Annotated in this window: 25 protein-coding genes and 1 tRNA gene; 17 read left to right on the top strand and 9 right to left on the bottom strand. The window is 64.6% G+C overall.

Annotated elements, in window-relative coordinates:
- The 4 genes from Q0964_RS18020 to Q0964_RS18035 all read left to right on the top strand — a co-directional run.
- Positions 1 to 1,113: acyl-CoA dehydrogenase family protein (locus tag Q0964_RS18020; protein WP_299270611.1), on the top strand; the 1,113-nt coding region annotated here is incomplete at its 5' end.
- 309 nt (positions 1,114 to 1,422) lie between these two features.
- On the top strand, positions 1,423 to 2,037 hold the full coding sequence (gene cysE / locus Q0964_RS18025) for a serine O-acetyltransferase (protein WP_299270614.1): 615 nt from the start codon (positions 1,423 to 1,425) through the stop codon (positions 2,035 to 2,037).
- 37 nt (positions 2,038 to 2,074) lie between these two features.
- Positions 2,075 to 2,683, top strand: coding sequence for a DNA-3-methyladenine glycosylase family protein (locus tag Q0964_RS18030; RefSeq protein WP_299270616.1), 609 nt, complete (start codon positions 2,075 to 2,077; stop codon positions 2,681 to 2,683).
- Between the two features lie 207 nt (positions 2,684 to 2,890).
- Positions 2,891 to 3,901, top strand: a complete 1,011-nt coding sequence (locus Q0964_RS18035) for a succinylglutamate desuccinylase/aspartoacylase family protein (protein WP_299270618.1) — start codon at positions 2,891 to 2,893, stop codon at positions 3,899 to 3,901.
- A 74-nt stretch (positions 3,902 to 3,975) separates the two neighbouring features.
- Here Q0964_RS18035 and Q0964_RS18040 read toward each other — a convergent pair whose 3' ends face one another.
- Complete coding sequence (locus Q0964_RS18040) at positions 3,976 to 4,614, bottom strand: DUF6517 family protein (protein ID WP_299270620.1); 639 nt, start codon at positions 4,612 to 4,614, stop codon at positions 3,976 to 3,978.
- A gap of 215 nt (positions 4,615 to 4,829) precedes the next feature.
- Between Q0964_RS18040 and sdhC the strand changes: the two genes are divergently transcribed.
- The 4 genes from sdhC to Q0964_RS18060 are packed head-to-tail and all read left to right on the top strand — an operon-like array spanning position 4,830 to position 8,339.
- Positions 4,830 to 5,222, top strand: coding sequence for a succinate dehydrogenase, cytochrome b556 subunit (gene sdhC / locus Q0964_RS18045; protein ID WP_299270623.1), 393 nt, complete (start codon positions 4,830 to 4,832; stop codon positions 5,220 to 5,222).
- Between the two features lies 1 nt (position 5,223).
- Positions 5,224 to 5,592: a succinate dehydrogenase hydrophobic membrane anchor subunit gene (locus Q0964_RS18050; protein ID WP_299270625.1), complete on the top strand. Its 369-nt coding sequence runs from the start codon at positions 5,224 to 5,226 to the stop codon at positions 5,590 to 5,592.
- Positions 5,589 to 6,479, top strand: a complete 891-nt coding sequence (locus Q0964_RS18055) for a succinate dehydrogenase/fumarate reductase iron-sulfur subunit (protein WP_299270630.1) — start codon at positions 5,589 to 5,591, stop codon at positions 6,477 to 6,479. The genes Q0964_RS18050 and Q0964_RS18055 overlap by 4 nt, the downstream gene beginning before the upstream one ends.
- A gap of 30 nt (positions 6,480 to 6,509) precedes the next feature.
- Positions 6,510 to 8,339 carry an FAD-binding protein gene (locus Q0964_RS18060; protein ID WP_299270633.1) on the top strand — a complete coding sequence of 610 codons (1,830 nt, stop codon included), beginning with the start codon at positions 6,510 to 6,512 and terminating at the stop codon, positions 8,337 to 8,339.
- Between the two features lie 163 nt (positions 8,340 to 8,502).
- On the opposite strand, the gene Q0964_RS18065 is transcribed toward Q0964_RS18060, so the two are convergent.
- From Q0964_RS18065 to Q0964_RS18075, 3 genes are all read right to left on the bottom strand, one after another.
- On the bottom strand, positions 8,503 to 9,180 hold the full coding sequence (locus Q0964_RS18065) for an SOS response-associated peptidase (protein ID WP_299270636.1): 678 nt from the start codon (positions 9,178 to 9,180) through the stop codon (positions 8,503 to 8,505).
- Positions 9,181 to 9,534: 354 nt separating this feature from the next.
- A complete protein-coding gene (locus tag Q0964_RS18070) occupies positions 9,535 to 11,238 on the bottom strand; it encodes a globin-coupled sensor protein (protein ID WP_349254486.1) in 1,704 nt (567 codons plus the stop codon).
- A gap of 184 nt (positions 11,239 to 11,422) precedes the next feature.
- Entirely contained in the window at positions 11,423 to 12,181 is a 759-nt protein-coding gene (locus tag Q0964_RS18075) for a DICT sensory domain-containing protein (RefSeq protein WP_299270642.1), read from the bottom strand.
- A 250-nt stretch (positions 12,182 to 12,431) separates the two neighbouring features.
- Here Q0964_RS18075 and Q0964_RS18080 point away from each other — a divergent pair.
- From Q0964_RS18080 to Q0964_RS18095, 4 genes are all read left to right on the top strand, one after another.
- Positions 12,432 to 12,536, top strand: a tRNA-OTHER gene (locus tag Q0964_RS18080).
- A 297-nt stretch (positions 12,537 to 12,833) separates the two neighbouring features.
- Positions 12,834 to 14,015, top strand: coding sequence for a bifunctional sugar-1-phosphate nucleotidylyltransferase/acetyltransferase (gene glmU, locus Q0964_RS18085; protein ID WP_299270645.1), 1,182 nt, complete (start codon positions 12,834 to 12,836; stop codon positions 14,013 to 14,015).
- Positions 14,016 to 14,265: 250 nt separating this feature from the next.
- Positions 14,266 to 15,117: an SDR family oxidoreductase gene (locus Q0964_RS18090; RefSeq protein WP_299270647.1), complete on the top strand. Its 852-nt coding sequence runs from the start codon at positions 14,266 to 14,268 to the stop codon at positions 15,115 to 15,117.
- 105 nt (positions 15,118 to 15,222) lie between these two features.
- Entirely contained in the window at positions 15,223 to 15,408 is a 186-nt protein-coding gene (locus Q0964_RS18095) for a DUF7576 family protein (protein ID WP_299270648.1), read from the top strand.
- 86 nt (positions 15,409 to 15,494) lie between these two features.
- On the opposite strand, the gene Q0964_RS18100 is transcribed toward Q0964_RS18095, so the two are convergent.
- The 5 genes from Q0964_RS18100 to Q0964_RS18120 form a co-directional block, all read right to left on the bottom strand.
- Positions 15,495 to 15,929, bottom strand: a complete 435-nt coding sequence (locus tag Q0964_RS18100) for a CBS domain-containing protein (RefSeq protein ID WP_299270651.1) — start codon at positions 15,927 to 15,929, stop codon at positions 15,495 to 15,497.
- 310 nt (positions 15,930 to 16,239) lie between these two features.
- Positions 16,240 to 16,803 (bottom strand): hypothetical protein, encoded by a 564-nt coding sequence (locus tag Q0964_RS18105; protein WP_299270654.1) that lies wholly within the window; start codon positions 16,801 to 16,803, stop codon positions 16,240 to 16,242.
- Between the two features lie 69 nt (positions 16,804 to 16,872).
- Positions 16,873 to 17,463: a hypothetical protein gene (locus Q0964_RS18110; protein WP_299270657.1), complete on the bottom strand. Its 591-nt coding sequence runs from the start codon at positions 17,461 to 17,463 to the stop codon at positions 16,873 to 16,875.
- A gap of 247 nt (positions 17,464 to 17,710) precedes the next feature.
- Entirely contained in the window at positions 17,711 to 18,073 is a 363-nt protein-coding gene (locus Q0964_RS18115; protein WP_299270660.1) for a hypothetical protein, read from the bottom strand.
- A 242-nt stretch (positions 18,074 to 18,315) separates the two neighbouring features.
- The gene (locus Q0964_RS18120; protein WP_299270663.1) at positions 18,316 to 19,122 is read right to left on the bottom strand and encodes a DUF7839 domain-containing protein; all 807 of its coding nucleotides are present in this window, start codon (positions 19,120 to 19,122) and stop codon (positions 18,316 to 18,318) included.
- A 148-nt stretch (positions 19,123 to 19,270) separates the two neighbouring features.
- Between Q0964_RS18120 and cbiT the strand changes: the two genes are divergently transcribed.
- The 5 genes from cbiT to Q0964_RS18145 are packed head-to-tail and all read left to right on the top strand — an operon-like array spanning position 19,271 to position 23,486.
- The gene (cbiT, locus tag Q0964_RS18125; protein WP_299270665.1) at positions 19,271 to 19,930 is read left to right on the top strand and encodes a precorrin-6Y C5,15-methyltransferase (decarboxylating) subunit CbiT; all 660 of its coding nucleotides are present in this window, start codon (positions 19,271 to 19,273) and stop codon (positions 19,928 to 19,930) included.
- Positions 19,927 to 20,700 carry a cobalt-factor II C(20)-methyltransferase gene (locus Q0964_RS18130; RefSeq protein ID WP_299270668.1) on the top strand — a complete coding sequence of 258 codons (774 nt, stop codon included), beginning with the start codon at positions 19,927 to 19,929 and terminating at the stop codon, positions 20,698 to 20,700. The genes cbiT and Q0964_RS18130 overlap by 4 nt, the downstream gene beginning before the upstream one ends.
- A complete protein-coding gene (locus Q0964_RS18135; protein WP_299270671.1) occupies positions 20,693 to 21,580 on the top strand; it encodes a cobalt-precorrin-4/precorrin-4 C(11)-methyltransferase in 888 nt (295 codons plus the stop codon). Before Q0964_RS18130 ends, Q0964_RS18135 begins: the two co-directional genes overlap by 8 nt.
- A complete protein-coding gene (gene cbiG / locus Q0964_RS18140; protein ID WP_299270674.1) occupies positions 21,580 to 22,590 on the top strand; it encodes a cobalt-precorrin 5A hydrolase in 1,011 nt (336 codons plus the stop codon). The genes Q0964_RS18135 and cbiG overlap by 1 nt, the downstream gene beginning before the upstream one ends.
- On the top strand, positions 22,587 to 23,486 hold the full coding sequence (locus Q0964_RS18145; protein WP_299270678.1) for a precorrin-3B C(17)-methyltransferase: 900 nt from the start codon (positions 22,587 to 22,589) through the stop codon (positions 23,484 to 23,486). Before cbiG ends, Q0964_RS18145 begins: the two co-directional genes overlap by 4 nt.
- Positions 23,487 to 23,489 lie beyond the last annotated feature (3 nt).

Raw genomic sequence — 23,489 nt, forward strand, 5'->3', positions numbered from 1 at the left:
GAAATCCAGCGGTTCGGTGAAAACGAGATCAAACCGGTTGCAAACAAGTACGACCGAGAGGAGAAATATCCGCAGGCGGTTATGGACAAGGCCGCCGAAATGGGGCTGATGGGGGCACAGATACCCATCGAGTACGGCGGCGCGGGCTACTCGATGCTCGAGGCTGCGGTCATCTCGGAGGAGATGTTCGCCATCGACCCCGGAATCGCGCTTTGTCTCCAGTCGGCCTCGTTCGGTGCCGACGCGATCATGGAGTTCGGGACGGAAGACCAGAAAGAGGAGTACCTCGAACCCATCGGGGCGGGTGAGGCTGTCATGGGTGCGGCCATCTCCGAGCCCGACACCGGCTCGGACGTGTCATCCATCTCCACTCGCGCGGAGAAAGACGGCGACGAGTGGGTCGTCAACGGCAACAAGATGTGGATCACTAACGGTTCCGTCGGTGACTTCTTCGTCGTCCTCTGCCAGACCGACCCCGAGGCCGAGGGGCGCTACAACGGCTTCTCCCAGATCATCGTCGAGTCGGACCGTGACGGCTTCGAGGCCGACAAGATCACCGGTAAGCTTGGCATCCGCGCCAGCGACACGGCCGAGTTGATCCTCGACGACGTGCGAGTTCCGGAGGAAAATCTCGTCGGGACGCCAGGCATGGGTTTTCTCCAGCAGATGCAGTTTTTCGACGACACTCGGACCGGCGTGGCCGCACAGGGTGTCGGTCTCGCTCGCGGGGCTGCAGAGCGAGCACTCGAGTACGCTCAGGAGCGCGAGCAGTTCGGCCAGCCCATCGCCGAGTTCCAGGCCATCCAACACAAACTCGCGGACATGCACACCGATATCGAGGCCGCTCGTAACCTGACGTACAAGGCCGCGTGGTCTGTCGACCAGGACGAAGATATCACGAAACTGGCGTCGATGGCCAAGGAGTACGCCTCCCGTGTCGCCGTCGACGTGGCCAACGAGGCCGTCCAGGTCCACGGCGGAGCCGGCTACGTCGACGACTTCGACGTCGAGCGGTTCTACCGCGACGCCAAGATCCTCCAAATTTACGAGGGCACCACCGAAATCCAGAAGAACATCATCGGTCGCGAACTCCTCGGCAAGGGTCTCTCGTAGCCCGACGGGGTCCGACCTGGGCGTTTCGTTCTCGGTATCAGCGACACCAGTTTTTAGTATTCATAGACAGTTGAGTGACGAACGGTTCTCGACGGCTAGAGTGGACGGCGGCGCGGCAGTCGACTGCCTCTGTTCCGGACAGCATTTATATCTGAGCAGCAACGAGTTGTAGTATCATGTGCGTCCGACGTTCGCGTGCGACCGACTCACTCGAAATCAGCCTCGCTAGCTGTGGCTGTTGTCGGTGCTGAGTTCCTTCTCCACACGGTGGACGCATCGTCAGTCTATCACTCCACACTACACACCACAATGTTCGAGCGACTCGAGGAAATCAGGAAGCACCTCACCGAAGACGTACGCACCGCGCTGGCGAAAGACCCTGCAGCCAAGAGCGCACTGGAGGTCGCGCTCCTCTATCCGGGCCTCCACGCCGTCTGGCTCTACCGCATCGCACACGTTCTCTGGACCAGCGACCACCGACTAGCTGCCCGCGCGCTCTCGGAGGTCGCCCGGCTTCTGACCGGCGTGGAGATTCACCCGGCCGCGACCGTCGGCCGGCGGCTGTTTATCGACCACGGGCAGGGAGTCGTCGTCGGCGAAACCGCCGAAATCGGTGACGACGTACTCATGTACCACGGCGTGACGCTCGGTGGGAACTCCATGCGCCGGGCGAAACGCCACCCGACCATCGAGGACTGCGCGACGATCGGTGCGAAGGCCACGCTCCTGGGGCCGATTACGGTCGGCGAGGGCGCGACCGTCGGTGCTGGCACGGTCGTCGCCGAGTCCGTGCCGGCCGATGCGACGGCAAAAGGCGTCCCCGCGGAAATCACCGAACGGGTCGACGCGGACGGCGACACGGGCAACACGGTGAAACGGACGAGCGACACAGACTCCGAACCGCACTGGCTGGCCGACTGCTGAGGAAACGCACTTTACCGCTCGGGCTCTACGTGAGAACGTGACAGGCCCACACGACGAGTTGGCGACCGACCCGTATCTCGGGCCGCTGGTCGAGACCTACGGTCGGCTGACCATCGAGCCAGCCGAGGCGTTCTTCCAACGGTTCGTTACGTCGATTCTCCGCCAACAGGTATCGATGGCCTCGGCCGCGGCCACCCGGAAACGGCTGTTCGACACCGTCGAGGTGACGCCGGACGGCGTCCTCGCGGCTGACGACGACCTGCTTCGAGACGCGGGCCTCTCCCGACAGAAGACCCGCTACGTCAACAACGTGGCCTGGGCCTTCGAACAGCGGGGCTGGAGCAAGGCCACATTCGAGGGGATGGACGACAGCGCGGTGCGGACCGAACTGACCGACGTGACCGGCGTCGGAACATGGACCGCGAACATGCAACTGCTGTTCTCGCTCGGCCGTGACGACGTGTTCCCCGTCGGCGACCTCGGGGTTCGCAAGGGGATGCAGCGTCTCTTCGACGCCGACCTCTCGCGGACCGAGATGGTCGAGGAAGCCGAGCGCTGGCGACCACACAGGAGCCACGCGAGCCTCTATCTGTGGCGTGTCGAAGAGGACATCGTCAACAGCGTGGCGGAAGTCGTCGGCGAGTAACCACCCGTCACCCGTTTCCTCGTCGGCGCCGACGGCGGTCTGCGTGTCGGGTCACGTCGACGTGTGACCGCTGCGGATATCCCGACACGGTAACGGCCGCACAGGTCGTCTTCGACTCCGTGCTGAGCGGTGAGCGGGCAGGCGGCGCGGGTTCGTGAGTTCGAACTGTGTGAACGGTTTTTATGCTTGCCCATCCCAGACGTGGCTATGGCCGAGGGGGTATTCAGATACAGTGGTGGCCGGGTCGAGCCCGGCGAAACCGACGATATCCGGTTTCCGGTCAGCGAAACGTACTTTGGCGACCCGATTCGCATCCCAGTGACGATTATCAACGGCGAGCAACCGGGCCCGACCGTCTTTCTGAGCGCGGCAGTCCACGGCGACGAACTCAACGGCATCGAGGTCGTCCGCGAGGTGGCACAGGAGTGGGACCACGGTAGGATCGAAGGGACGCTCGTCTGTCTACCCGTCCTGAACGTCCCGGGATTCATGACCCAGGAGCGCTATCTCCCCATCTACGACCGCGACCTCAACCGCTCTTTCCCCGGCGATGAAAACAGCACCAGCGCCCGTCGGATAGCCGCGTCCATTTTTTCAGAGTTCATCGAGCCCTGCGACCTGGGGATCGACTTCCACACTTCCACTCGCGGTCGGACCAACATGCTTCACATCCGTGCCGACACCGGCGACCCACAGGTCGCGCGCCTCGCGAAGGCCTTCGCGTCCCACGTCATCATCTCCAGTCAGGGGCCGAGCGGTTCACTCCGCCGAGAGGCGACCGACGCCGGCGTGCCGACGGTCACCGTCGAAATGGGCGAGGCCCACCGCTTCCAGCGCGACCTGATCGACCGTGCACTCGACGGAGTGGTGAGCGTCCTCGCCGAATATGGGCTCCGTCCGACCGACGCAGTCCACTGGCCGGGGTGGCGAACCATCGTCAGCGATCACGACGAAAAGACCTGGCTCCGTGCCAACGCTGGCGGGGTCGTCGAGATGCACCGCACGCAGGGCTCGCTGGTCCACGAGGGTGACCGGATATGCACGATAACGAACCCGTTCAAAGCCGAGTCCGACACCGTCTGCGCGCCGTTCGACGGCGTCATCGTCGGCGTCCTCGAAAATCCGCTGGTGTACCCGGGAAACCCGCTCTGTCATCTCGTTCGACTCGACGCCGACACGCTCCGGGCCGTCGAACTAGAACAGCCGAACGCGGAGTAGCGGTGAAATCGAACGGTGACCGCCGTCGCGGAGCGACTCCGCTGCGTGAACTGTCTCGGTGGTTCGCCGGCCGGTCAGTCCTGGTGTTCGAGGCCGTTCAGCAGCGTCACGACGTCGTCCTCCTCACCGATGGCCCGCTCGGGGTAGATGGCGACGACGCCGATGTAGTCGCTCCCGTGTTTGAACTTCCCGGCGTGGATGACCACGTCGACCTCCTGTCCGACGAGGGTCGCGGTCCCCTCGAACTGCTTGACCGAGCGGTCAGTACCGAGCACCGACACGTTCTGACTGCCGGTCTGGTTGCCGACTGAGATACCCTCGTAGCCGGTTTCGAATCGGGTGAGAATGTCCTTCTCGGACAGCTCCGAGAGGGGATTCAGCGTCTGTCCAGCGACCTCGATCTGCGGGCTGGAGAACGCGACGAACACGGCCGCGCGCTGTTCACCGAACCGTTCGAGGCCGACCTGTCGCTCGTACTGGGCGAGCCAATTGGTCACGACGACTTCGCGGGTCTGGCCCGCGACGGTTGGCTCCCGGGTGACGTTCCGCTCGGTGACGTTGGTCTCCTCGTAACCGGTGTCTTCGAGAGAGGCGCCGGAGACGGTCGCCTCCGAGGCGGTGAAAGAGAGTGACTCCGTTCCGAGGAGGAAGCCACATCCCGCCGTGGTCATCAGTCCCGCGACCGCCACTGCTGCCAGCGTTTGTCTGCGCATGATGTTCCGATCAGTTGATGGAGATTGTCGGGGCAAATATGTGTTTGGACCGCGCGGGCGGGGTCGGGCGTGGTTGCGGTGCACAGTCGTCTCCGAACCGTGGTGGACGAACGAGGGGAAACACGTCGTCGAACGGACGGTTGGGTTCATACAAGTTGCGAGCCGGGGGCGAGGTAGAAACTACTATACACCCCCAGTACTTGACCACGAACGTTATGAGCCAGTCGTACGACCGGGGCACCATCGAGGACTTCGGCCGGTGGAAGGAGTTCTCGGCCGGCATGTGGGCCTGGATCTTCCACAAATTCTCCGGCTGGGTGCTCATCGGCTACCTGTTTACACACATCGCAGTGTTGAGCACTGCGACCCAGAGTCCCGAAATGTACACGCAGACGATCCGCTCGCTGGAATCGCTGGCAATTGTTCGTGTACTCGAGGTCGGGCTGCTCGCTGTCGCCGTGTTCCACATCCTCAACGGCGTCCGCCTGTTGTTCGTCGACCTCGGTGTCGGGCTAGAGGCACAGGACAAGAGTTTCTACGCGTCGCTCGCGGTTTCGGCGGCCATCGTCGTCGCGAGCGTGCCGACCTTCCTCGCGGGGGCGTTCTGAGATGGCTGAACACTACTCTTCGTTCGAGTACAAGGGAACGCGCTGGTTCCTCCAGCGGATCACGGCTGTGTTCCTGATCGGCGTCCTCGCATTTCACTTCATGTTGTTACACTTCGTCAACCACGCCGCCGAGGTCACGTTCCTCGGGACGCAAGCGCGGATGCAACAGGTCGGCTACTTCGGCACGATGATCGCGTTTCTCGTGACCGCGACGTTCCACGGCGTCAACGGCGTCTACAACGCCCTTGTCAACCAGGGCCTGAGCGGTACGCGCAGGTCAACGGTCAAGTGGGTCCTCGTCGTCGCCAGCGGCGTGTTGATCCTGCAGGGCGTCCGAACCTCGCTGTACATGGCAGGGATACTCTCATGAGCACTGAACTCAAAGAAAAGGAGACCGAGGCAGAGACCGAGACCGAATCAGCGTCGTCGCGCCAGTCGCGGCGTATGGAACAGAAGCGTCAGCGCGCGTCCCGGCGGGACCTCAAAGAGGAGGCCCGGGAGGAGATCGACGACGCGGACGATACAATCGAGATCAAGGTTTTCCGGTTCGACCCCGAGGTCGCCGGCAAGGAAGAGCCCCGCTTCGACACCTTCCACGTCCCCTTCTTCAAGGGGATGACGGTGCTCGACGCGCTGATCTACGCCCGCGACCACTACGACACCTCGTTGACATTCCGGCACTCCTGTCGGCAGGCGATCTGTGGGTCCGACGCGCTGTTCGTCAACGGTACCCAGCGTTTGGGCTGTAAAACCCAGATTGCGGACCTCGAGGACCACCTGGGCTCGACGATCCGAATCGAACCGCTCCCGCATCAAGAAGTCGTCAAGGACCTGGTCGTCGATATGGAGCACTTCTACGACCAGATGGAGGCCGTCGAACCGTTCTTCGACGCCGACGAACTCCCGGAGGGCGAACTCGAAGAACAGCGTCAGGACCGTGAGAACCGCGAGAAAATCAAGATGTCCACTCGCTGTATCTGGTGTGGCGCGTGTATGTCCTCGTGTAACATCGCGGCCGGCGATAACGAGTATCTCGGTCCGGCGGCGATCAACAAGGCCTATCGGTTCGCGATGGACGAACGCGAGGGCGAAGACCGCAAACAGCAGCGACTCAACATCATCGAGCAGGAACACGGTGTCTGGCGCTGTCAGACACAGTTCTCCTGTACAGAAGTGTGTCCGAAGGACATTCCGCTCACCGAACACATTCAGGAGCTGAAGCGGGAAGCGGTGAAGAACAACTTGAAGTTCTGGTAATCCTAAGCGACTACAACAACACTAAAAGTCATGTACGAACACGACGTTCTGGTTATCGGCGGTGGCGGAGCAGGATTGCGCGCAGCGATCGCGGCCCACGAGGAAGGTGCCGACGTGGCCATCGTGACGAAGCTCCACCCGGTCCGGAGTCACACGGGCGCGGCAGAGGGTGGTATCAACGCTGCGCTCCGGGACGCCGACTCCTGGGAAGACCACGCCTACGACACGATGAAGGGGTCAGACTTCCTCGGTGACGCTCCGGCGATCGAGACGTTCGCGAAGAACGCCCCCGACGAGGTCATCAACCTGGAACACTGGGGGATGCCGTTCTCCCGTGAGGACGACGGGCGCGTCTCCCAGCGACCGTTCGGTGGTCTCTCGTTCCCGCGGACGACGTACGCGGGCGCAGAGACCGGCCACCACATGCTCCACACGATGTACGAGCAGGTGGTCAAGCGAGGCATCGAGGTGTACGACGAGTGGTACGTGAGCCGTCTCGCCGTGACCGACCACGACGACCCCGAGGACCGCGTGTGTCACGGCTGTGTCGCGTACGACATCCAGTCCGGTGAGATCGGCGGCTTCCGTGCGACCGGCGGCGTGATTCTCGCCACCGGTGGTCTCGGGCAGGCGTTTGACCACACCACCAACGCGGTGGCAAACACCGGCGACGGGCCGGCGATGGCCTACCGCGCTGGCGTCCCCGTCGAGGACATGGAGATGATACAGTTCCACCCGACGACGCTTCCCTCTACCGGCGTTCTCATCTCCGAGGGTGTCCGTGGCGAGGGTGGCATCCTGTACAACGGCGACGGCGAGCGGTTCATGTTCGAGGAAGGGTACGCGAACAACGAGGGAGAACTCGCGTCCCGTGACGTGGTGTCCCGTGCCGAGTTGACAGAAGTCAACGAGGGCAAAGGCATCGAAGACGAGTACGTCCACCTCGACATGCGCCACCTGGGTGAGGACCGCATCCTCGACAGGCTCGAAAACATCCTGCACCTCGCGGAGGACTTCGAGGGCGTCGACGGCCTCGAAGAGCCCATGCCGGTCAAGCCCGGCCAGCACTACGCGATGGGGGGCATCGAAGTCGACGAGAACGGTGAAACCTGCATCAACGGGCTCTACGCAGCAGGCGAGTGTGCCTGCGTCAGTATGCACGGCGCGAACCGTCTCGGCGGCAACGCGCTGCCCGAACTGCTGGTCTTCGGGGCGCGCGCCGGCTACCACGCTGGCGGCCGCGACCTCGGCGAAGCCAGAATCGGGACCGGACCCTCGGCCATGAGCGAGGAGGAAGAAGTCGACACGCCAGTCTCGCCTGGCGCCATCGGCGTCGGCGACGAGGACGTGGCCGCCGACGGGGCACTCGTGGACCCCTCGGAGGTCATCGGTCATCACGTCACCGTCGAAGAGCAACGTGTCACCGACCTGCTCGAGAAGGACGACGGCGTCAACCACGCCGAGGTCCGGGCCGACGTGCAGGAGACGATGACCCAGAACGTCAACGTGTTCCGCAGCGAGGACAACCTGAAAGAGGCGCTCGAGGACATCCGCGTTGCTCGCGAGCGGTACCAAGACGTGTACGTGCGTGACCCGTCACGGACGTTCAACACCGACCTCATCCACACTATCGAGACGCGCAACCTCATCGACGTGGCCGAAGCCATCACCCTCGGCGCACTCGCCCGCGAGGAGTTCCGCGGTGCTCACTGGCGGCAGGAACATCAGGAACGCAAGGACGACGAGTGGATCAAACACACCATGCTCTCCTGGAACGACGGGAGCCCGAAGCTGTACTACAAACCCGTCGTCCTCGAAGGCGAGGACAAGACCTACGAGCCGAAGGAACGCTCCTACTGAGCGGCCACCTTTTTGAGCGCATTCCGCTACCGCAGAGCCAGGTCGTGCGAGCCGGCGAACCGGCGGTAGTCCACCCGCCCCGGCGTGCCCGGCCAGTGCCGAAGAACACGTCCTGTGTGACCCGCTGTCGCCACTCGAGACGGACCTGGTCGTTCTACTCGGATTAGACGAACTCGCTCAGTCCCGACTGCTCGGACTCGTCGGGTTCGATGATAGACGGGGAGTCGTTACCGGGGTCGTTGACGGTCGTCGAAATCGGGTAGGCGGCGAAGTCGTCGCCCGGGTACGGTCGGCAGAGTGCCTCGCGCTCGTCGGGACCGGCGGTCAGCCAGGTGTCCTCCTCGTCGCGGGGCAGGACGACGGGCATCCGGTGATGAATCGGCTCCACCACTCCGTTCGGTTCGGTCGTGAGGACGGTGACGGTATCGAGGGTGCCCGCGTCGGTCTCGCGGCGCTCCCAGAGCCCGGCCATCGCGAAGGCGACATCGTCCTCGCGGTGGAACCGGTATGGCTGTTTCGGGCCGCGCTCGACGGGTTTCCAGTCGTAGAAGCCAGAGGAGAGGACGAGACAGGGTCGGGACTCCCAGGCGTCCGCGAACGCTGGCTTCTCCGCAGCGGTCTCTGAGCGGGCGTTGATGAATCCCTCGTCGTCGGCGTCGGCCCAGTCGGGGAGCAGTCCCCAGCGAAAGCGGTCAATTCGGTCGGACGCCTCGTTCGTGACGACCGCGACGGGTTCCGATGGTGCGATGTTGTACCGCGGCTGGTACTCCTCGGGTACGGTCACGTCGAACCGGCTTCGGAGTTCAGCCGCCGGCGCGAACAGGGAGGTACGGCCACACATAACGTCTGTATGGGCCGGCAGACAATTGGTTCTGTCGGGAGCTTTTTGCTCGGGAGCCCCGAACGTAGAAACAGTATGTTACCGGCGGGGACGGTCGTCACGGGCGCCGAGACGGTCGTCGACGCCGGAGCGTCGCCGAGGAAGTCCGACGGCGGGCCCGTGAGTTCGGGCTCTGATTACGTCGCTCCCGAACGGCTCCGGGCGTTCTCGCCGTCTCGTCACCGGGTCGGCATCGAGCCAGGGCAAAAAGGGTGCTGCACGCTCGTTCGGGCACGTCGTACGTTCACGCCCGAACCGGTGGGACAGCGCACGGTTTCGCGCTGGCTGTCGGGCTCGGTGTCTTGGGTGCCGTCTTCAGGACAGGTCCGTCGGGTCGAGGTCCCCGCGAGCGAGGTCGCAGACCTGCGCGTCGGTGAGTGATTCGACGACGGAATCTGGCACCGCATCGGGGAGCGCGTCACGGGGAGACGGGTTGCCGGTAGTCTCCCCCGCCGGGCCGCCGTCGGTGGCGGCGTCGGTTTCGGTCAGTTTGGCGATGGTCTCCTCGATGTCGTCGATCATCGTCGCCTGTTCCCTGCTCAGTGCAGCGACGTCGTCGATCTCACCGGCCACGCGCTCGGACTGCAGGGCCACTTCGTCGATCATCGAGGCGATCTCCTCGCTGCTCGCCGCCTGGTCGTCGGCAGCCTTGGACACCTCACTGATGCCCTGTGCGGTTTCCGACACGATCGCCACGATTTCGTTCAAACTGTCCATCGCGTCCTGTACCCGGTCGATCCCCGTTTCGACCTGCCGGGTCATATCGGTGAGGCTCTCGACGGTGCGTTCGGTGTCCGTCTTGACTGATTCGACCCGTTGTTCGACGGTGTTCGCGTGCTCTTTGGACTGTTCCGCCAGGCTCTCGACCTCCTCGGCGACGACGGCGAACCCCTCGCCGGCCTCGCCGGCACGCGCGGCCTCAATCTGAGCGTTCAGTGCGAGGATGTTCGTCTGGTCGGAGATGTCGTTGATCGCAGTGACGAACTCGTCGATCGTCTGGACACTGTCCTGTAACTGGTCGATGTCCTCGCGGGTCGTCTGAACGGCCTCGCCGATACCGGCCATCACCTCTGTGGCGTCGTCAGCGGCGGCTTTGCCTTCCTGTGCGAGGTCCGCTGCCTCGTCGCTGGTGGTCTCTACCTGCTCGGCCGTCGATGCCACCTCCTCGATGGTCGCCGAGAGGCCAGACACCTCCGAAGCGATCTCGTCCGTCTGCTCGGCCTGGGTCTCGGTCGTATCGGACACTTCGACCGTACTCTCGACCACGTCCTCGAACGACGTTTTCAGTTCCCCGACCGGGTTCTGCACCTCGTCCTGAACCTCTCTCATCAACCGCTCGTTCCGTTCGACTTCCGCCTCCAGTTGCTGGCTGTAGGAGTGGATGTACGTGTCCGTGACGACCTGCATATCGAGGTTGATGATACGCATGATCGAGAGCAGGTCCTGAATCCCGTCGTCGACCTCCGCCTCGATGATCGCTTCGGTCGTCTCCACGGAGGCGGCGTCCCCAGAGCGGTCGCTCGGTCCGCTCGGCTCGGTGGCTGTCTCGGGTCGGCCCGTCCGTTCCGGGCCGGCCAACCGGTCCGTGAGCGTATCCACGAGGCGGTCACGGACGATAGAGAAGATAAGGTCGTAGTAGACGCTGTACTGGCCGAGATAATGTTTCATCGGCATGTTCAACAGGTCGTGGATTTTACCGATGCGAGCACGGTCGTGGAAGTACTCCTGACCGTAGTCCCCGCTAGCGAGGGTCACGAGGTAAGCGGACTGCGTCCGCTTGAGCTGTTCGACCCCCTTGTCCGAGCGTCCGATGACCGCCAGAGTCTGTTCGTTGTCGGTGACGTTGTCGTAGAAGTCGTCCGCGACCTGTTCGGCGTTCGACCGGAACGCATCCTCGTACTGCTGGAGTCGCGCGACGTCGTCCTGGTCGAAGCCGATGAACTCCTTTCGCCAGGCGATTTCGGACCCGTCGAGCCCGATTTCGTCGACGAGTGAATCGACGTTCAGTTGCTCGTTCAGGCTCCCCTGCCCGAAGTCGTCACGTCCGAACTCGGGCGCGGAATCGGCTGCCTTCTCCGAGACGTCCTGCCACTCGACGGCTGACGCCTCACTGTTGGCTTCTTCGCCTGTGTTACCCATAGAGTAAGTCAATCGTGGTATTATATATTCGCTTGGGCCAAATATTCAATTTGATAAGTGGAAGTCAGCCGCCGTCGGAACTGCCTGGACCGCCCCCGGTGGCTGTGTACGTCGCTTCGAGATGGCCCAGGACCTCGTCGACGAGTTTCGGGTCGTACGTCCACACGCCGTAGAACTCTCCCGCGGCCTGTTCACCGGCGATCAGTGCGGATTTCTGCCCGTCGTCGCCGTTCCCGTCGAACACGACGAACCACGTCTCGGCGATTTCTTCCGCGTCGACGGGGTGGACGTGCCCGGGGCCGATATCCGGCGGTGTGGTATCGGGAACACCGTACACGTGGGTGTCGATACCCAGGCGAGACAGGTCGGTGTAAATCGGGACCTGGTCGTCGATGGTCGAGATGAACTGAAAGCCCGCGTGAACCTCGCCGTGGCCGACACGGCGTGCTCTGTCTTCGATCTCCCGGGAGGCGTAGACCATCTGTTCGGCGTCGTACGAACTGAATGTCGTTTCCTTGAGATGTCCGAGGACCGCCTCGTATTCCACGTCCGCGACTCCAAGAGTGTGAGGGCCGGTTGCAGCGAGATCACACAGTCCCCGAAGCGTCTCCAAGTCGACAGTCGCGAGTACGCCGTCCCGGTCGCTGAGCACGGCGACGTTTTCCGGAGCGCCCGAAGCGGTTCGCCTGGCGGTGACGACCACGTTCTGACTGTCGAAGTGAGCGGCGAGGGATTCCTCCATCGCATCGTCGCCTCGAACGTTGAATAGGACGAGTTCTTTCCGAAACTGCCTGACGAACTCGATGCACCCTCGGAGATCCATCGTCTCTGACGAAACTCACCTGCAAAATAAACGCTTGGCCGCAGTTTTCAGTGTTGATGCGGCCACCGGTGAGGGTCCGAGCGCGACGACGCGGTGGGCGGTAAAACGCGTTCGAAGCCCTCGTGATGACCCCGTTGGTGGGACGGTCAGAGCGACGCCGTCGCTCGACCGTAATCACGCGGTGAACACCCGGTCGATTTCGGGGGCACCGCAGGGTTGATACCACTCGGAGACATATCAACTAACGCCTGGAAGGGTGGCTCAGTGGTAGAGCGCCGGTGGTTGGACATGCCAGAAATCCGGCTATCGGTCAACCCGCAATGGGCTTCGCGTGGTTCAAATCCCGCCCCTTCCGTCTAGCGGTTCACCCGGGAACGCGCTCACCCGTCGAGTGTCGACTGGGTCGCCACACAGAGGCTTGACTTCTAGCGGACGAGTCACGACCCGCGACCAGTGGTGTAAGCGGACGCGGTTGTCCCGGCATGTTCGAGTTCGAGTTCGTCTCCCTTTGTACGACTTCATCGCCGGGGCGGTCCGTCGCGGAGCGGGGGGTCCCGATGGTGGTGGCTCATCAGGAGCGCCAGCGGACCGACGATCCTGACGGGGACGAACAGTCGGTAGGGATATATGCGTGCCAGCGGCAGGCCCGAATATGCAGGCTGTGATCCTCGCCGCCGGAGAGGGGACGCGGATGCGTCCGCTGACAGCGTCGCTGCCGAAACCGATGTTGCCAGTGGCCGACCGGCCGCTCTCGGCCCACACCGCCGACGCGGCGGTGACGGCCGGCGTCGACGAACTCGTCTTTGTCGTGGGGTACGAACGGGCGACCGTCCGCGACTACTTCGGCGAGCGCTACCGGGGTGTTCCGGTCTCTTACGCCGCCCAGGACGAACAGTTCGGGACGGCCCACGCCGTGAAAGCCGCTCAGGAGCACCTCGAAGGGGAGTTCGCCGTATTGAACGGTGACGACCTCTACGACCCGGCGGCCCTCACAGAGCTTTTTTCCGGCGGGCCAGCCGTGGGCACCCACGCCGTCGAGGACCCCACGCCCTATGGTGTGTTCGACGTACAGGACGGCACCGTCGCGGGCGTCGTAGAGAAGCCAGACGACCCGCCGTCGAACCGGATCAACGTCGGCGCGTACGTCTTCCCCGCCGAGGCACGAGACTGGCTCGACGTGCCGATGAGCGAGCGGGGAGAACACGAGATTACGGACGTGCTACAGCGGGTAATCGGGGAGTTCGACCTGCGGACGGTCGGCGTCGAGCGCTGGCTCGGCGTCGGCCGCCCGTGGGAACTACTCGAAGCAAACGAGTGGAAACTCGGCGACATCGTGCCGGACATCCGGGGCGAAGTGAGCGACGACGCCGACGTCCGCGGTCCGGTCGTCGTCGAGGACGGCGCGGCCGTCGAACCGGGCGTGGTGGTCGAGGGACCGGTGCTGATTCGGAGCGGCGCGGACGTCGGCCCCAACGCGTATATCCGGGGCTCGACGCTGCTGTGTAAAGACACCCACATCGGTAACGGCGTCGAAATCAAAAACAGCGTCGTCATGCGTGGGACGAACGTGCCCCACCTCTCCTACGTGGGCGACAGCGTCCTCGGCCGGGACGTGAACCTCGGGGCGGGGACGCAGGTGGCGAACCTCCGTCACGACGACGACCCAGTGAAGCTGACGGTCAAGGGCGACCGCGTCTCGACCGGTCGCCGGAAGTTCGGTGTCGTCGTCGGTGACGGGGCTAAAACCGGCATCAATACGAGCCTGAATCCGGGCGTGACCCTCTCGACAGGCGCGACGACCGAACCTGGGGAGCACGTAACGCGGGATCGGTGACGGCGGAAGCGGTCTACGGGCGTCGGTCAGGGCACGGCTCCAGTCGCGAGGCCGACGGTGATACCGACGGCCGCGAGCGCGACGGTCCAGACGACGAGTCGCTTGGCGGTAGCGACGACGGCTGACAACATGGATGCATCTTTGTGAGGCCGGGACTTAATTTCACGCTGTTCGGTCGCGGTCCACCGCCCGCCCTATCGGCTGCCGTTGCAGGAGTTATATGAGGTATGCCAGAGTGGAACGGACACGGATGATAGAGACACCAGACCTGAGCGGTCAGACTGCGTTCGTCACCGGAACTACCCGCGGCATCGGCAAGGCGCTCGCCCTCGAACTCGCCGAGGCCGGTTGTAACATCGTCTCGACCGGGAAGACCGTCGACGATACCGACACCGACTTGGAAGGCACGATTCACAAGACGGCCGAGGAGTGCGCCGAGAAAGGGGTCGACACCCACGCCATCCAGCTGAACGTCCGGGACCAGGAAGCCGTCGAAGCGGCCGTCGAGGAGGCTATCGAAGAGATGGGTGAAATCAATATCGTCATCAACAACGCCAGCGCCATCCAGATGGCCACCGTCGAGGAGATGCCGGCCAACCGCTACGATCTGATGAACGAAGTGAACGTCCGTGGCACCTACCTGGTCTCCCGGGCGTTCATCGACCACCTGAAAGACACCGAGGAGGACGCCTGGCTCCTGGCGAACGCGCCGCCGGTGGACATCGACCGTTCGCCCGGCAAGGCTGCATACTCCTGGTCGAAGATGGGGATGTCCTTCATCACCCTCTCGTTGTCGGAGGAACTCGGCGGCTACGACGTCGGTTGTAACTCATTCTGGCCGGTGACCGCAATCGACACGCGGGCGACCCGCTACTTCGGCATGGGCACCGAGGACGACTGGCGGACCCCCCAGATCGTCGCCGACACCGTCATGGAGATGCTCTCCCGGGACCCCGCCGAGTACACCGGAAACGCGGTCTACGACGAGGAACTGCTGGCGGAGGCTGGCGTCACCGACTTCAGCGAGTACAACCTCACCGAGGACGACCCTGCCCCCATGTCGGCACAGATGTTCGATCCCGACTACGAGCGCTCGATCTGAGCCCCCACGGGAGCGGCCGGTGAACACCGACCGTTGGCGTCGTCGGGCCTCGTCGCTCGGCGGCGATATGTGGGATTAAGTACGTCGGTTGCACAGGTACACGCAATGGTCGATCCGACATCGGATATCGGCGAAGGGATATCGGAGGACGACGCACCCGTCTGTGAGACATGTGGTGATGTCGTCGTCGACGAGCCGGGCCACCGTGTTATTACGTGGATCGAAGAAGAACAGGTCGAATCGGCGCACTTCTGTGACGAGTCGTGTCGGCTAGACTGGGGCGGCCAGTAAGGATGTTCTCTCTGAGGGTGGCGTTCGCAGGCTTGAGTTGTGACGACCGTTTCTCACGGGCGGCACACTCGCCGGGACTGCGGTGATTACTCGAACTCGCCGTCGGGGACGTCCTCTTCGGTCTGGCTAGCCATTTCGAGCCTGTGATGGGGCAGGAAGTGTGCCAGGTCCGTTGTCGTGACGATTCCTGTGGGTTTGCCGTCCTCGGTAACGGGCAGTTTCTTGACGCCATTGTTACCCATCCGGTCGCCGGCGTTCTCGACGGTGTCGCCGGGTCGGATTGTCACGACTGGCTCCGACATCAACTGCCCGACGGTCGTTTCCGCCGGGTTCTCTCCCTGACCGATGGACTCGACGACGTCGTACTCGGTGATGATGCCGTCGACGGGGTCCTCGCCGATGATGAGTGAGCCGACACCCTCTTCCGCGAACACGCGCGCCACCTCTTCGACGGTCGCGTTCTTTCCGACCGTCTTGACCGGAGCGCTCATGATCTCGCTGACTGGCGTTTCGTCTGCCATGGTTGTACGTGAGCGGTCGTGCGCCGCACTCTTAAGCGTAGTCCTTAAGTCCGAGAATCGAGCGACTGGAGCCCGGTCGGCGTCTGCCGACGGGCCGGAGAGAACGCGCCCGAGCCTGCCGGTCACCGTCACGCCGACACCACTCGCACGCTGGTCTCTCTCGATGCGGTCGGCATCGGCTGCGGCGTCAGTGACGTCGGCGGTGGACGGTTCGACGGCTCGGGACCGACGAACGATCGGCCGGGCGAGAGGTCGCTGTGGTGTCCACGGGGTCGCCAGTGGTCAAAACGCGAGTCCGCTCGGCCGGGCCTCACTTTGAGAGCCGCTCGCGAAGCTCTTCCATCTGGGTCTGGAGCTGCTCGAACCCGTCGAACGGTGAACCGTCGGTTTCCCGCTGGAGTTTTTCCAGCTGTTCTTCGGTCTGTTCGAGGAACGAGAGCGTCTGGCCTTCGAGGTCCTCGTGTGCCTCCCGGAGCTGTTCGACCTGCTGGTCGACCGACTCGACGTAGGACTCGGCGGCCGATTCGGCGTTCTCGAAGCCGGCCTCTGTGAACTCGACGGCCTGCTCGCTGGCCTCCTGTGTCGCCTCCTCGGCGGCGTCGAACTGCTCGTCGATGGTCTCCCGGACCTGGTCGAAGTTCGCCTCACCCTCGGGGATCATCCCCTCGATGGCGTCCAGTGAACTGTGGATCGCCTCACGCGTCATCTCGGAGCCACGTTCGGACGCCTCGGCACCGCCTTCGACGCCGCCCACCATCGCCTCGTTGAGTCGCTCCTGGAACTCGATACCCTGCTCCATGGCCTTCTGACTCCGTTCGAGCGCTTTCCGCTGGAGTTCGAACGCCTGACTCACTGGATTGTTGTCATCCGCCATGTGAAACCCATCGATGCCCAGCCGTTTGAATACCAGTGGTACGACACTGTTGTCTCGCGGTCGGCTGGCTCACTGCGGGGCCGGTTCCGGTTCGGGCTCGTCACGGACGAGGCGCCCCTGCATCGTCCGGAGGTCCGTCTGGAGCGTCGACAGTTGACGGCGGAACTCGGCCACCTGTTCCGCTCGGTCGTCGTCGAGATGCTCGACGTACTCCCGGAGTCGTCGTTCGAGTGCCTCGTGTTTGACGAGGAGGGCGTTGACTCGTCGGTTGAGCGCGAGCAACACCGTCCGGAGCCCGCGTTCGTACCGGTCGAACGCCTCGTCCGCGGCGCTCAGAAACGTGTCGCCGGCAGCCGCGTTGGCGGCGACGAGGGCGTCGAGCGGTCGCGCAGCCAGCCGCCGGAGCGGGCTCCGCTCGTCGACGGACGCGGCGCTCGGGAGGGTATCGTCGAGCCGGTCGGCACCGTCCCGAACGGCGTCGGTGCACAGTTCGACGGCCGCCGTGCGCGTGGCCGCCTCCGATTTCAATCCGGCCAGCACCGCGTCGTCGATCCGGCGTTGGAAGACGAGTGCGTTCCACACAGCCATGCGGCCCTCGCGGATAGCCCGTCGCTGGAGATCGAAAACCCGGCCGATGAAACCGGTCCCGTGGTGTGACATATCATGCCACGTTTGCCCGGGGCATCTTAACACTGCCGTCGGACACAGAAGTCGATATCGAGCGCCGACGGTGAGATGTCGAGTTCCGCCGCCACCGCCTCGGTGTTGGCCCCGTGGGATAGTCGAGGGAGCCCGTCTCCGAAGCCGTCGCCACCACTCTCCGCTGGCGGTCGGCCGTCCGCCGTCGACGGAGACGAGACCGCGTCCCGGTTTCACACCCCGTCGGTCAAGCTGGCCGCCGACGCTCTCACGTTGTCCGAACGAGCGTGTCGAGCCTTACCCGGCTTCTGCGAGCGACCCGTCGTCGGGTTCCGCGACGAACGTCTCGACCGGCGGTTCCAGCGGCACCCACGACTCCGTGACCGAGAACAACAAGAGCGGCTCGGTCGTCGGACTCGCCGAGCAGGTCCGGCGACACGACGGTTTCGCGGTCCGACGTACGCCGGGCCACCTCCCGGAGGGTCGGGCCGCTGAGTCCGACCAGCCAGACGCCCGTCTCTCCGGTCGGAAGTACCGACAGCACCCGGGACTCCACGTCCGGGTAGTCCGTCGAGAGGTCACCGATCCAGGCTGCCTGCGGCAGTCGAACGCGCAATTTCGCTCGTGGCACGGGACGTCTGAACCGTTCGGGTACACCACTCAGTAGGTGGTTCCGAACATGTTCGATACTCCGTCCGAACCCGTTCGACACAACCGTTGTGGGCGGTGCCGGCCCACCTCCGTGCACGGGAGTCGGGACCGGAGGCATCGATCGTCGGGTCGTCGAGGAGACGGGTGCGCCGTGCGCCGCACCGCGGACAGGTTGACTCGCTCGACGTGCTGGAGAAAAAAGGCTCGAACGGCCTCGCCCTGTCACTCCGCAGCGTCGACGATCTCGTAACTGACGTTGTCCTCGCGGAGCCGGTCCGTGTGGCCCGCGAGGTCGGACTCGACGACCAGCAGGAGGACGTCCAATCCGCGAGTCGCGGCCTCGCGGACGGCGTTGGCGGTCCCGAATCGCAGGTCCGGTTCGCGGCCTGCGGCGCTGGCGGCGGCCAGCGCCTCGGTGCCGGCGACCGCGAGCAGGTCGTGGTCGTCTGCGAGGGTGGCCACGCGGTCAGTGTCGGCGACGCGACTCCCACCGTCGTCGACACGGGGGAGCGAGACGATGGTCACGTTGCCGAGTTCGTAGTCCAGCACACCCTCGAAGTCGGTAACGCCGACGTCCGTGTTGGCAGTGGCGTCGGTGACCGCGACCGCCGTCGCCGAGCCGGTGGTCCCCGGCGTCGCGTGGAGGGTGCCGTCGTGCATCGACAGCGAGACCGCCTGCCCCTCCTCGACCTCGCTCGCGGCGAGCGCGGTCTCGATCTCGACCTGACCGATCACCTCCTCGGAGACGTGTGTGACGTACTCCTCGAGACGGCTAGTGTGGGAGATGAGCCAGTCGACGCCCTCTTTGGTCACCTCGTAACGACCCCGACCGTGTTTCTGAACGAAACCCTGCTTGATGAGATCCTGTAAGTAGTCGCTGACCGCTTGAGAGGTGATGCCGATGGCGTCTGCGACCTCCTGCTGGCTGACCGCCGGCTGTCGTTCGGCGATCTGGACGAGGATCTGGTAGCGCGTCGCGTCCCGCTTGCTCCGGAGCACGTTCGCGTCACTGGACTCGTCCGCTGTCATGACTCTCGCTGTGGCCTGAAAGTTCAAGTATTTTTGCCATGCTCCCGGGCTCGTTTCGCGGATCGAGTGGTTCTCCCGACGTTTGAAAATCTAGGTTTCGTTAGTACAACCAAAATTGTTTTATTCGAGACTCCAGTTGTATTCGGTGATGTCTCGCGTAGCGCTCCCACACGATGCGAAGGCGGGGCCGACCAAGCCCGAAGTCCGGGCCGTGTTGCTCTCGAAACTGGGGCTCACGGACGCGGATCACTTCGTCGAGGTCGGCTCCTGTACCGGTGCGGTAACGATCGAGGCGGCTCGGCGGGCCGGGCGCGTCACGGCCGTCGAACGCAAGGAATCCCGCCTCGAGGCGACTCGCAAGAATCTCGACGCCAACGAGACCAGCGCCGAGGTCGACCTGCGTCCGGTGGAGGCCCCCGATGGGCTTCCCGACGACGCCGACGCGCTTTTTCTCGGTGGTAGCCGCAACTACGAGGCCGTCCTCGACCACGCCGCGGCGGCCGGCGTCGACTGCGTTATTATGAACGTCTCGCGACTCGAAGTCGCCGGCGCGGCCACCGAGGCGTTCCGCGACCGGGACCTGCTGGACGAGGTCGTCCAGTTCCAGGTCAGTCACGGGTACGAACTCGCCGGCGCGACGAGTTTCGACTCGGACAATCCAGTCTACATGCTCGTCGGGAGTGCGGGCGATACAGCGGTCGCCACCGACGGCGGTAGACGAAGCGACGCCTCGCGGGCCTCCTCAGACCTGCGGTCTAGTGGTGGTTCCGTAGGGGAGGCGAGCGGAGTTTCGGGAGGTCAGCGATGACGCTCTACGGTATCGGTCTCGGGCCGGGCGAGGCCGACCTCGTGACGGTCCGTGGCAGGCGCGTCCTCGAGACGGTCGACGTGGTCTACTCGCCGGGCCGGCTCTCCCGGACGGTCGCGACCGAACACGTTCCCGAGGCACGTATCGGCGACCTCGACTTCCCGATGACTCGCGACGAGGAGAAACTCCGGGCGGCCTGGAAGGAGGCCGCCGCAGAGATCGCCCCTCGCGCTCGCGACGGCGACGCCGCTTTCGTCACGCTCGGAGACCCGAACGTCTACTCGACGTTCGGTCATCTCAGGCGAACGCTCGGGGCGTTCCACCCCGACGTGGAACTGGAAGTCGTGCCGGGCGTCAGTGCGATGACGGCGTTCGCCACGGCGCTCGGCGTCGAGATTCCGGCCGGTTCCGGGCTCGCACTTCGCGAAGCCGACCAGGGTCGGTCACCGACCGGTCCGGACCGGATGATACTGTTCAAGGTGACGGACGCGCCCGCGACCCACGAGGGGCTCGTCGATGCCGGCTACGACGTAACGTACGGTCGCCGGCTGTTCATGCAGCAGGGCGAGACGGTCGTGACCGACGACCCCGCCGAGGTCGACGAGCGCGATTACTACACTCTTGCATACGCGAACCGAAGCGACGCGGAGCGTGACCTCGCGACGGCGACGTTCGGGCAGGCTGGGAACGGCGGCGGTCCGATCACCAAAGAGCGTGCGGAGGGCGTCGCCTCCGGCGACGAGTCCCCGGAGGTGCGTTCGGATGACTGAGACCGACCCACAGGACGCCATCGACGCCACCGCCGGGCGCGCCGACCGCGACCACCGCGTCTACGAACACAGCGCCGGCGACGAGCAGGCGGGAATCCCGTTCATCGGTGCCGGCCCGGGAGACCCGAAACTGCTCACCGTCGCCGGCCGCGAGCTCGTCGAAGCCGCCGACCTGGTGGTCCACGCCGGTTCGCTGGTCAACAGCGAACTGCTGGACGCCTACTGTGCGGACGCGGAGACGGTGTCATCGATCGGCAAAGACCTCGAAGAGCTGATTCCGCTCATGCGGGACGCACACGAGGCCGGCGAGAACGTCGTCAGACTCCACAGCGGCGACCCCGCCATCTACGGCGCGGCCTTAGAGCAGATGGACGCGCTGGAACACGAGGGGGTGCCGACCTACTTCGTCCCCGGCGTGACCGCGGCCTTCGCCGCGAGCGCCACCCTGCGGACCCAGTTGACGCTCAACGAGGTCTCGAATCACGTCGCCTTCACCCGGCCCCAGGGGAAGACGCTCGACGAAGACGAGGACCACATCGCCGAGTTCGTCGAGATGGGGGACGTGACGACCTGTGTTTACCTGGGCACCCACGCGGTCGCGGAGACGATGGACCGACTGCTGGAACAGGGGAAAGACCCCGAAACGCCCGTCGCAGTGGTCTATCACGCGTCCTGGCCGGACGAGGACGTGATCGAAGGCACCATCGAGAGTATCGGCGACCGGGTCGAGGCGGCCGGCTATCGCGCCTCGGCGCTGGTAATAATCGGCGAAGCGGTCGCCGGCGACGGCTACGAGCGGTCGTATCTCTACGACGGCTGGGCATCGCGTGGGAGCGACGGCGACGCGGACGCAGACACCGGAACGGAGGCAGACGACTGATGAGTACGGACACGGACGATACGGCCGACGGGAGCACAGACACGGACTCCGACGAATCGACGGACAGTGGCGGCCACTGTTCGACGCCGGACAGTGACGGCGAGGTTGCCGAGGAGATCGCAATCGTCTCCTTCGAGCGCAAGTGGGAGACGGCGGAGGAGATCGTCACGGAGATCGGCGACCGCTACGAGACCATCGACCTGATCGAGTACCACGGCGACGTGTTCGCCGAACACTGGGGCGAGTACGATTGTTTCCTCGGACTGATGGCGAGCGGCATCGCGATGCGAAAAACAGCACCACTACTCGACGACAAGTGGGACGACCCCGCTATCGTCGTCGTCGACGAGGAACTGACCTGGGCTATCCCGATTACGGGCGGCCACCACGGCGCGAACCAGGTGGCGGACGACCTCGCGACCATGGGTGCGGTCCCGGCGATGACGACGGCTTCGGAGGCCGCGGACAAGCAGGGCGTCGAGAAACAGGCCAAGGCCCTCGACAGCCACGTCGTCAACGGCGATTCCACCGTGGCGACGAACCTCGCGGTGCTCGACGACGAGCTGGGACCGGTCGAGCGACTCGACGGCCCGCGAGCGGTGCTAGTCGACGACGACGTGACGGTCCTCAAGCGCAACGGGGACGACGGCGTGGTGCTGGGGACCGGCAGCGTCTCCGGGGCGAAAAGCGAGCAGTTCGAGACAGCCTGGAAACGTGCCCTCGACGGCACCGACTACGACCTCGGCGACGTGGAGTTCGTGGCGACCGGTACGCGGAAAGAGGGGGAAGACGGACTGCTCGAGGCCGCGGCGGCTCTGGACCTGGGCGTCGTCTCCTTCGAGAAAGAGACCCTTGTGGAGTTCGAGGGCCCGTCGCCATCCCGGTCGAAGGAACTGATCGGCTGGCCAGGCATCTCGGAGGCCAGCGCCATCGCGGGTGGGCGCGACCACGAACTGCTCCGCGAGAAGGAGCGGTACGACGAGGCCGTAACGGTGGCGATCGGCCGATGACCCGGGCCGAAGACGGACCTGGCGACCACGGGACGCTGTACGTCGTCGGTATCGGGCCGGGCCTGCCAGGCGGGATGACCCAGCGGGCCAAAAACGTCATTCGAACAGCCGACTGTGTGATCGCCTCGAACCTCTACCAGGAGTTCCTCCGGAAAGACGGGACACTCCCACCCGAGAGCGCCGAAGTGGCGGCGGCCACGGACGGCGGTGCGGCCTCGGGCGACTCGGCCGGCACAGTGTTGGAGCGTCCGAACGGCGACCACCAGACGCTCGTCCGGTCGACGATGGGGCGACAGGTCGAACTCGCTCGGGAGGCGTTCGAGCGCGTCCGCGCGGGTGAAGATATCGCCCACGTCTCCGGCGGTGACCCGAACGTCTACGGCAAGAGCGATCTGCTGTTCACGATGGCCGAGGAGGATGGGGCGACGGACATCCCCATCGAGATTGTGCCTGGCGTCACGGCGGCGCTGGGCGGGGCGGCCAACCTCGGCGCACCGCTCTCGAACGATTTCTGTACCGTGTCGCTGTCGGACAAGTGGCGCGGCTGGGAGGAGATCGCCGAGAAACTGCGTGCGGCCGCGATTTCGGGGTTCGTGATCGTCCTCTACAACTGCTGGCGTGACTACGAGCGCGCCATCGACGTCGTCCGGGAGCAGCGGGCCGAGGACGTGCCCGTCGCGATCGTCAACGACGCCTGCCGCGACGACGCCGGCCGCAACCTGGACGGCGAGACACACACCATCACTACCCTCGCCGAGGTGACCGACCACGACGAGAAGGTCGGCGGAATGGGGTCGTCCATTCTGATCGGCACCCACGAGACCGAAGTCTGGGAGAACGACCACCGCGAGTTCCTGGTCACGCCCCGTGGCGGGCGTGACGTGGAGGATTTCTGACCC

Origin of the sequence: Halorientalis sp., assembly GCF_028275115.1 — an archaeon.
Lineage (GTDB): Archaea > Halobacteriota > Halobacteria > Halobacteriales > Haloarculaceae > Halorientalis.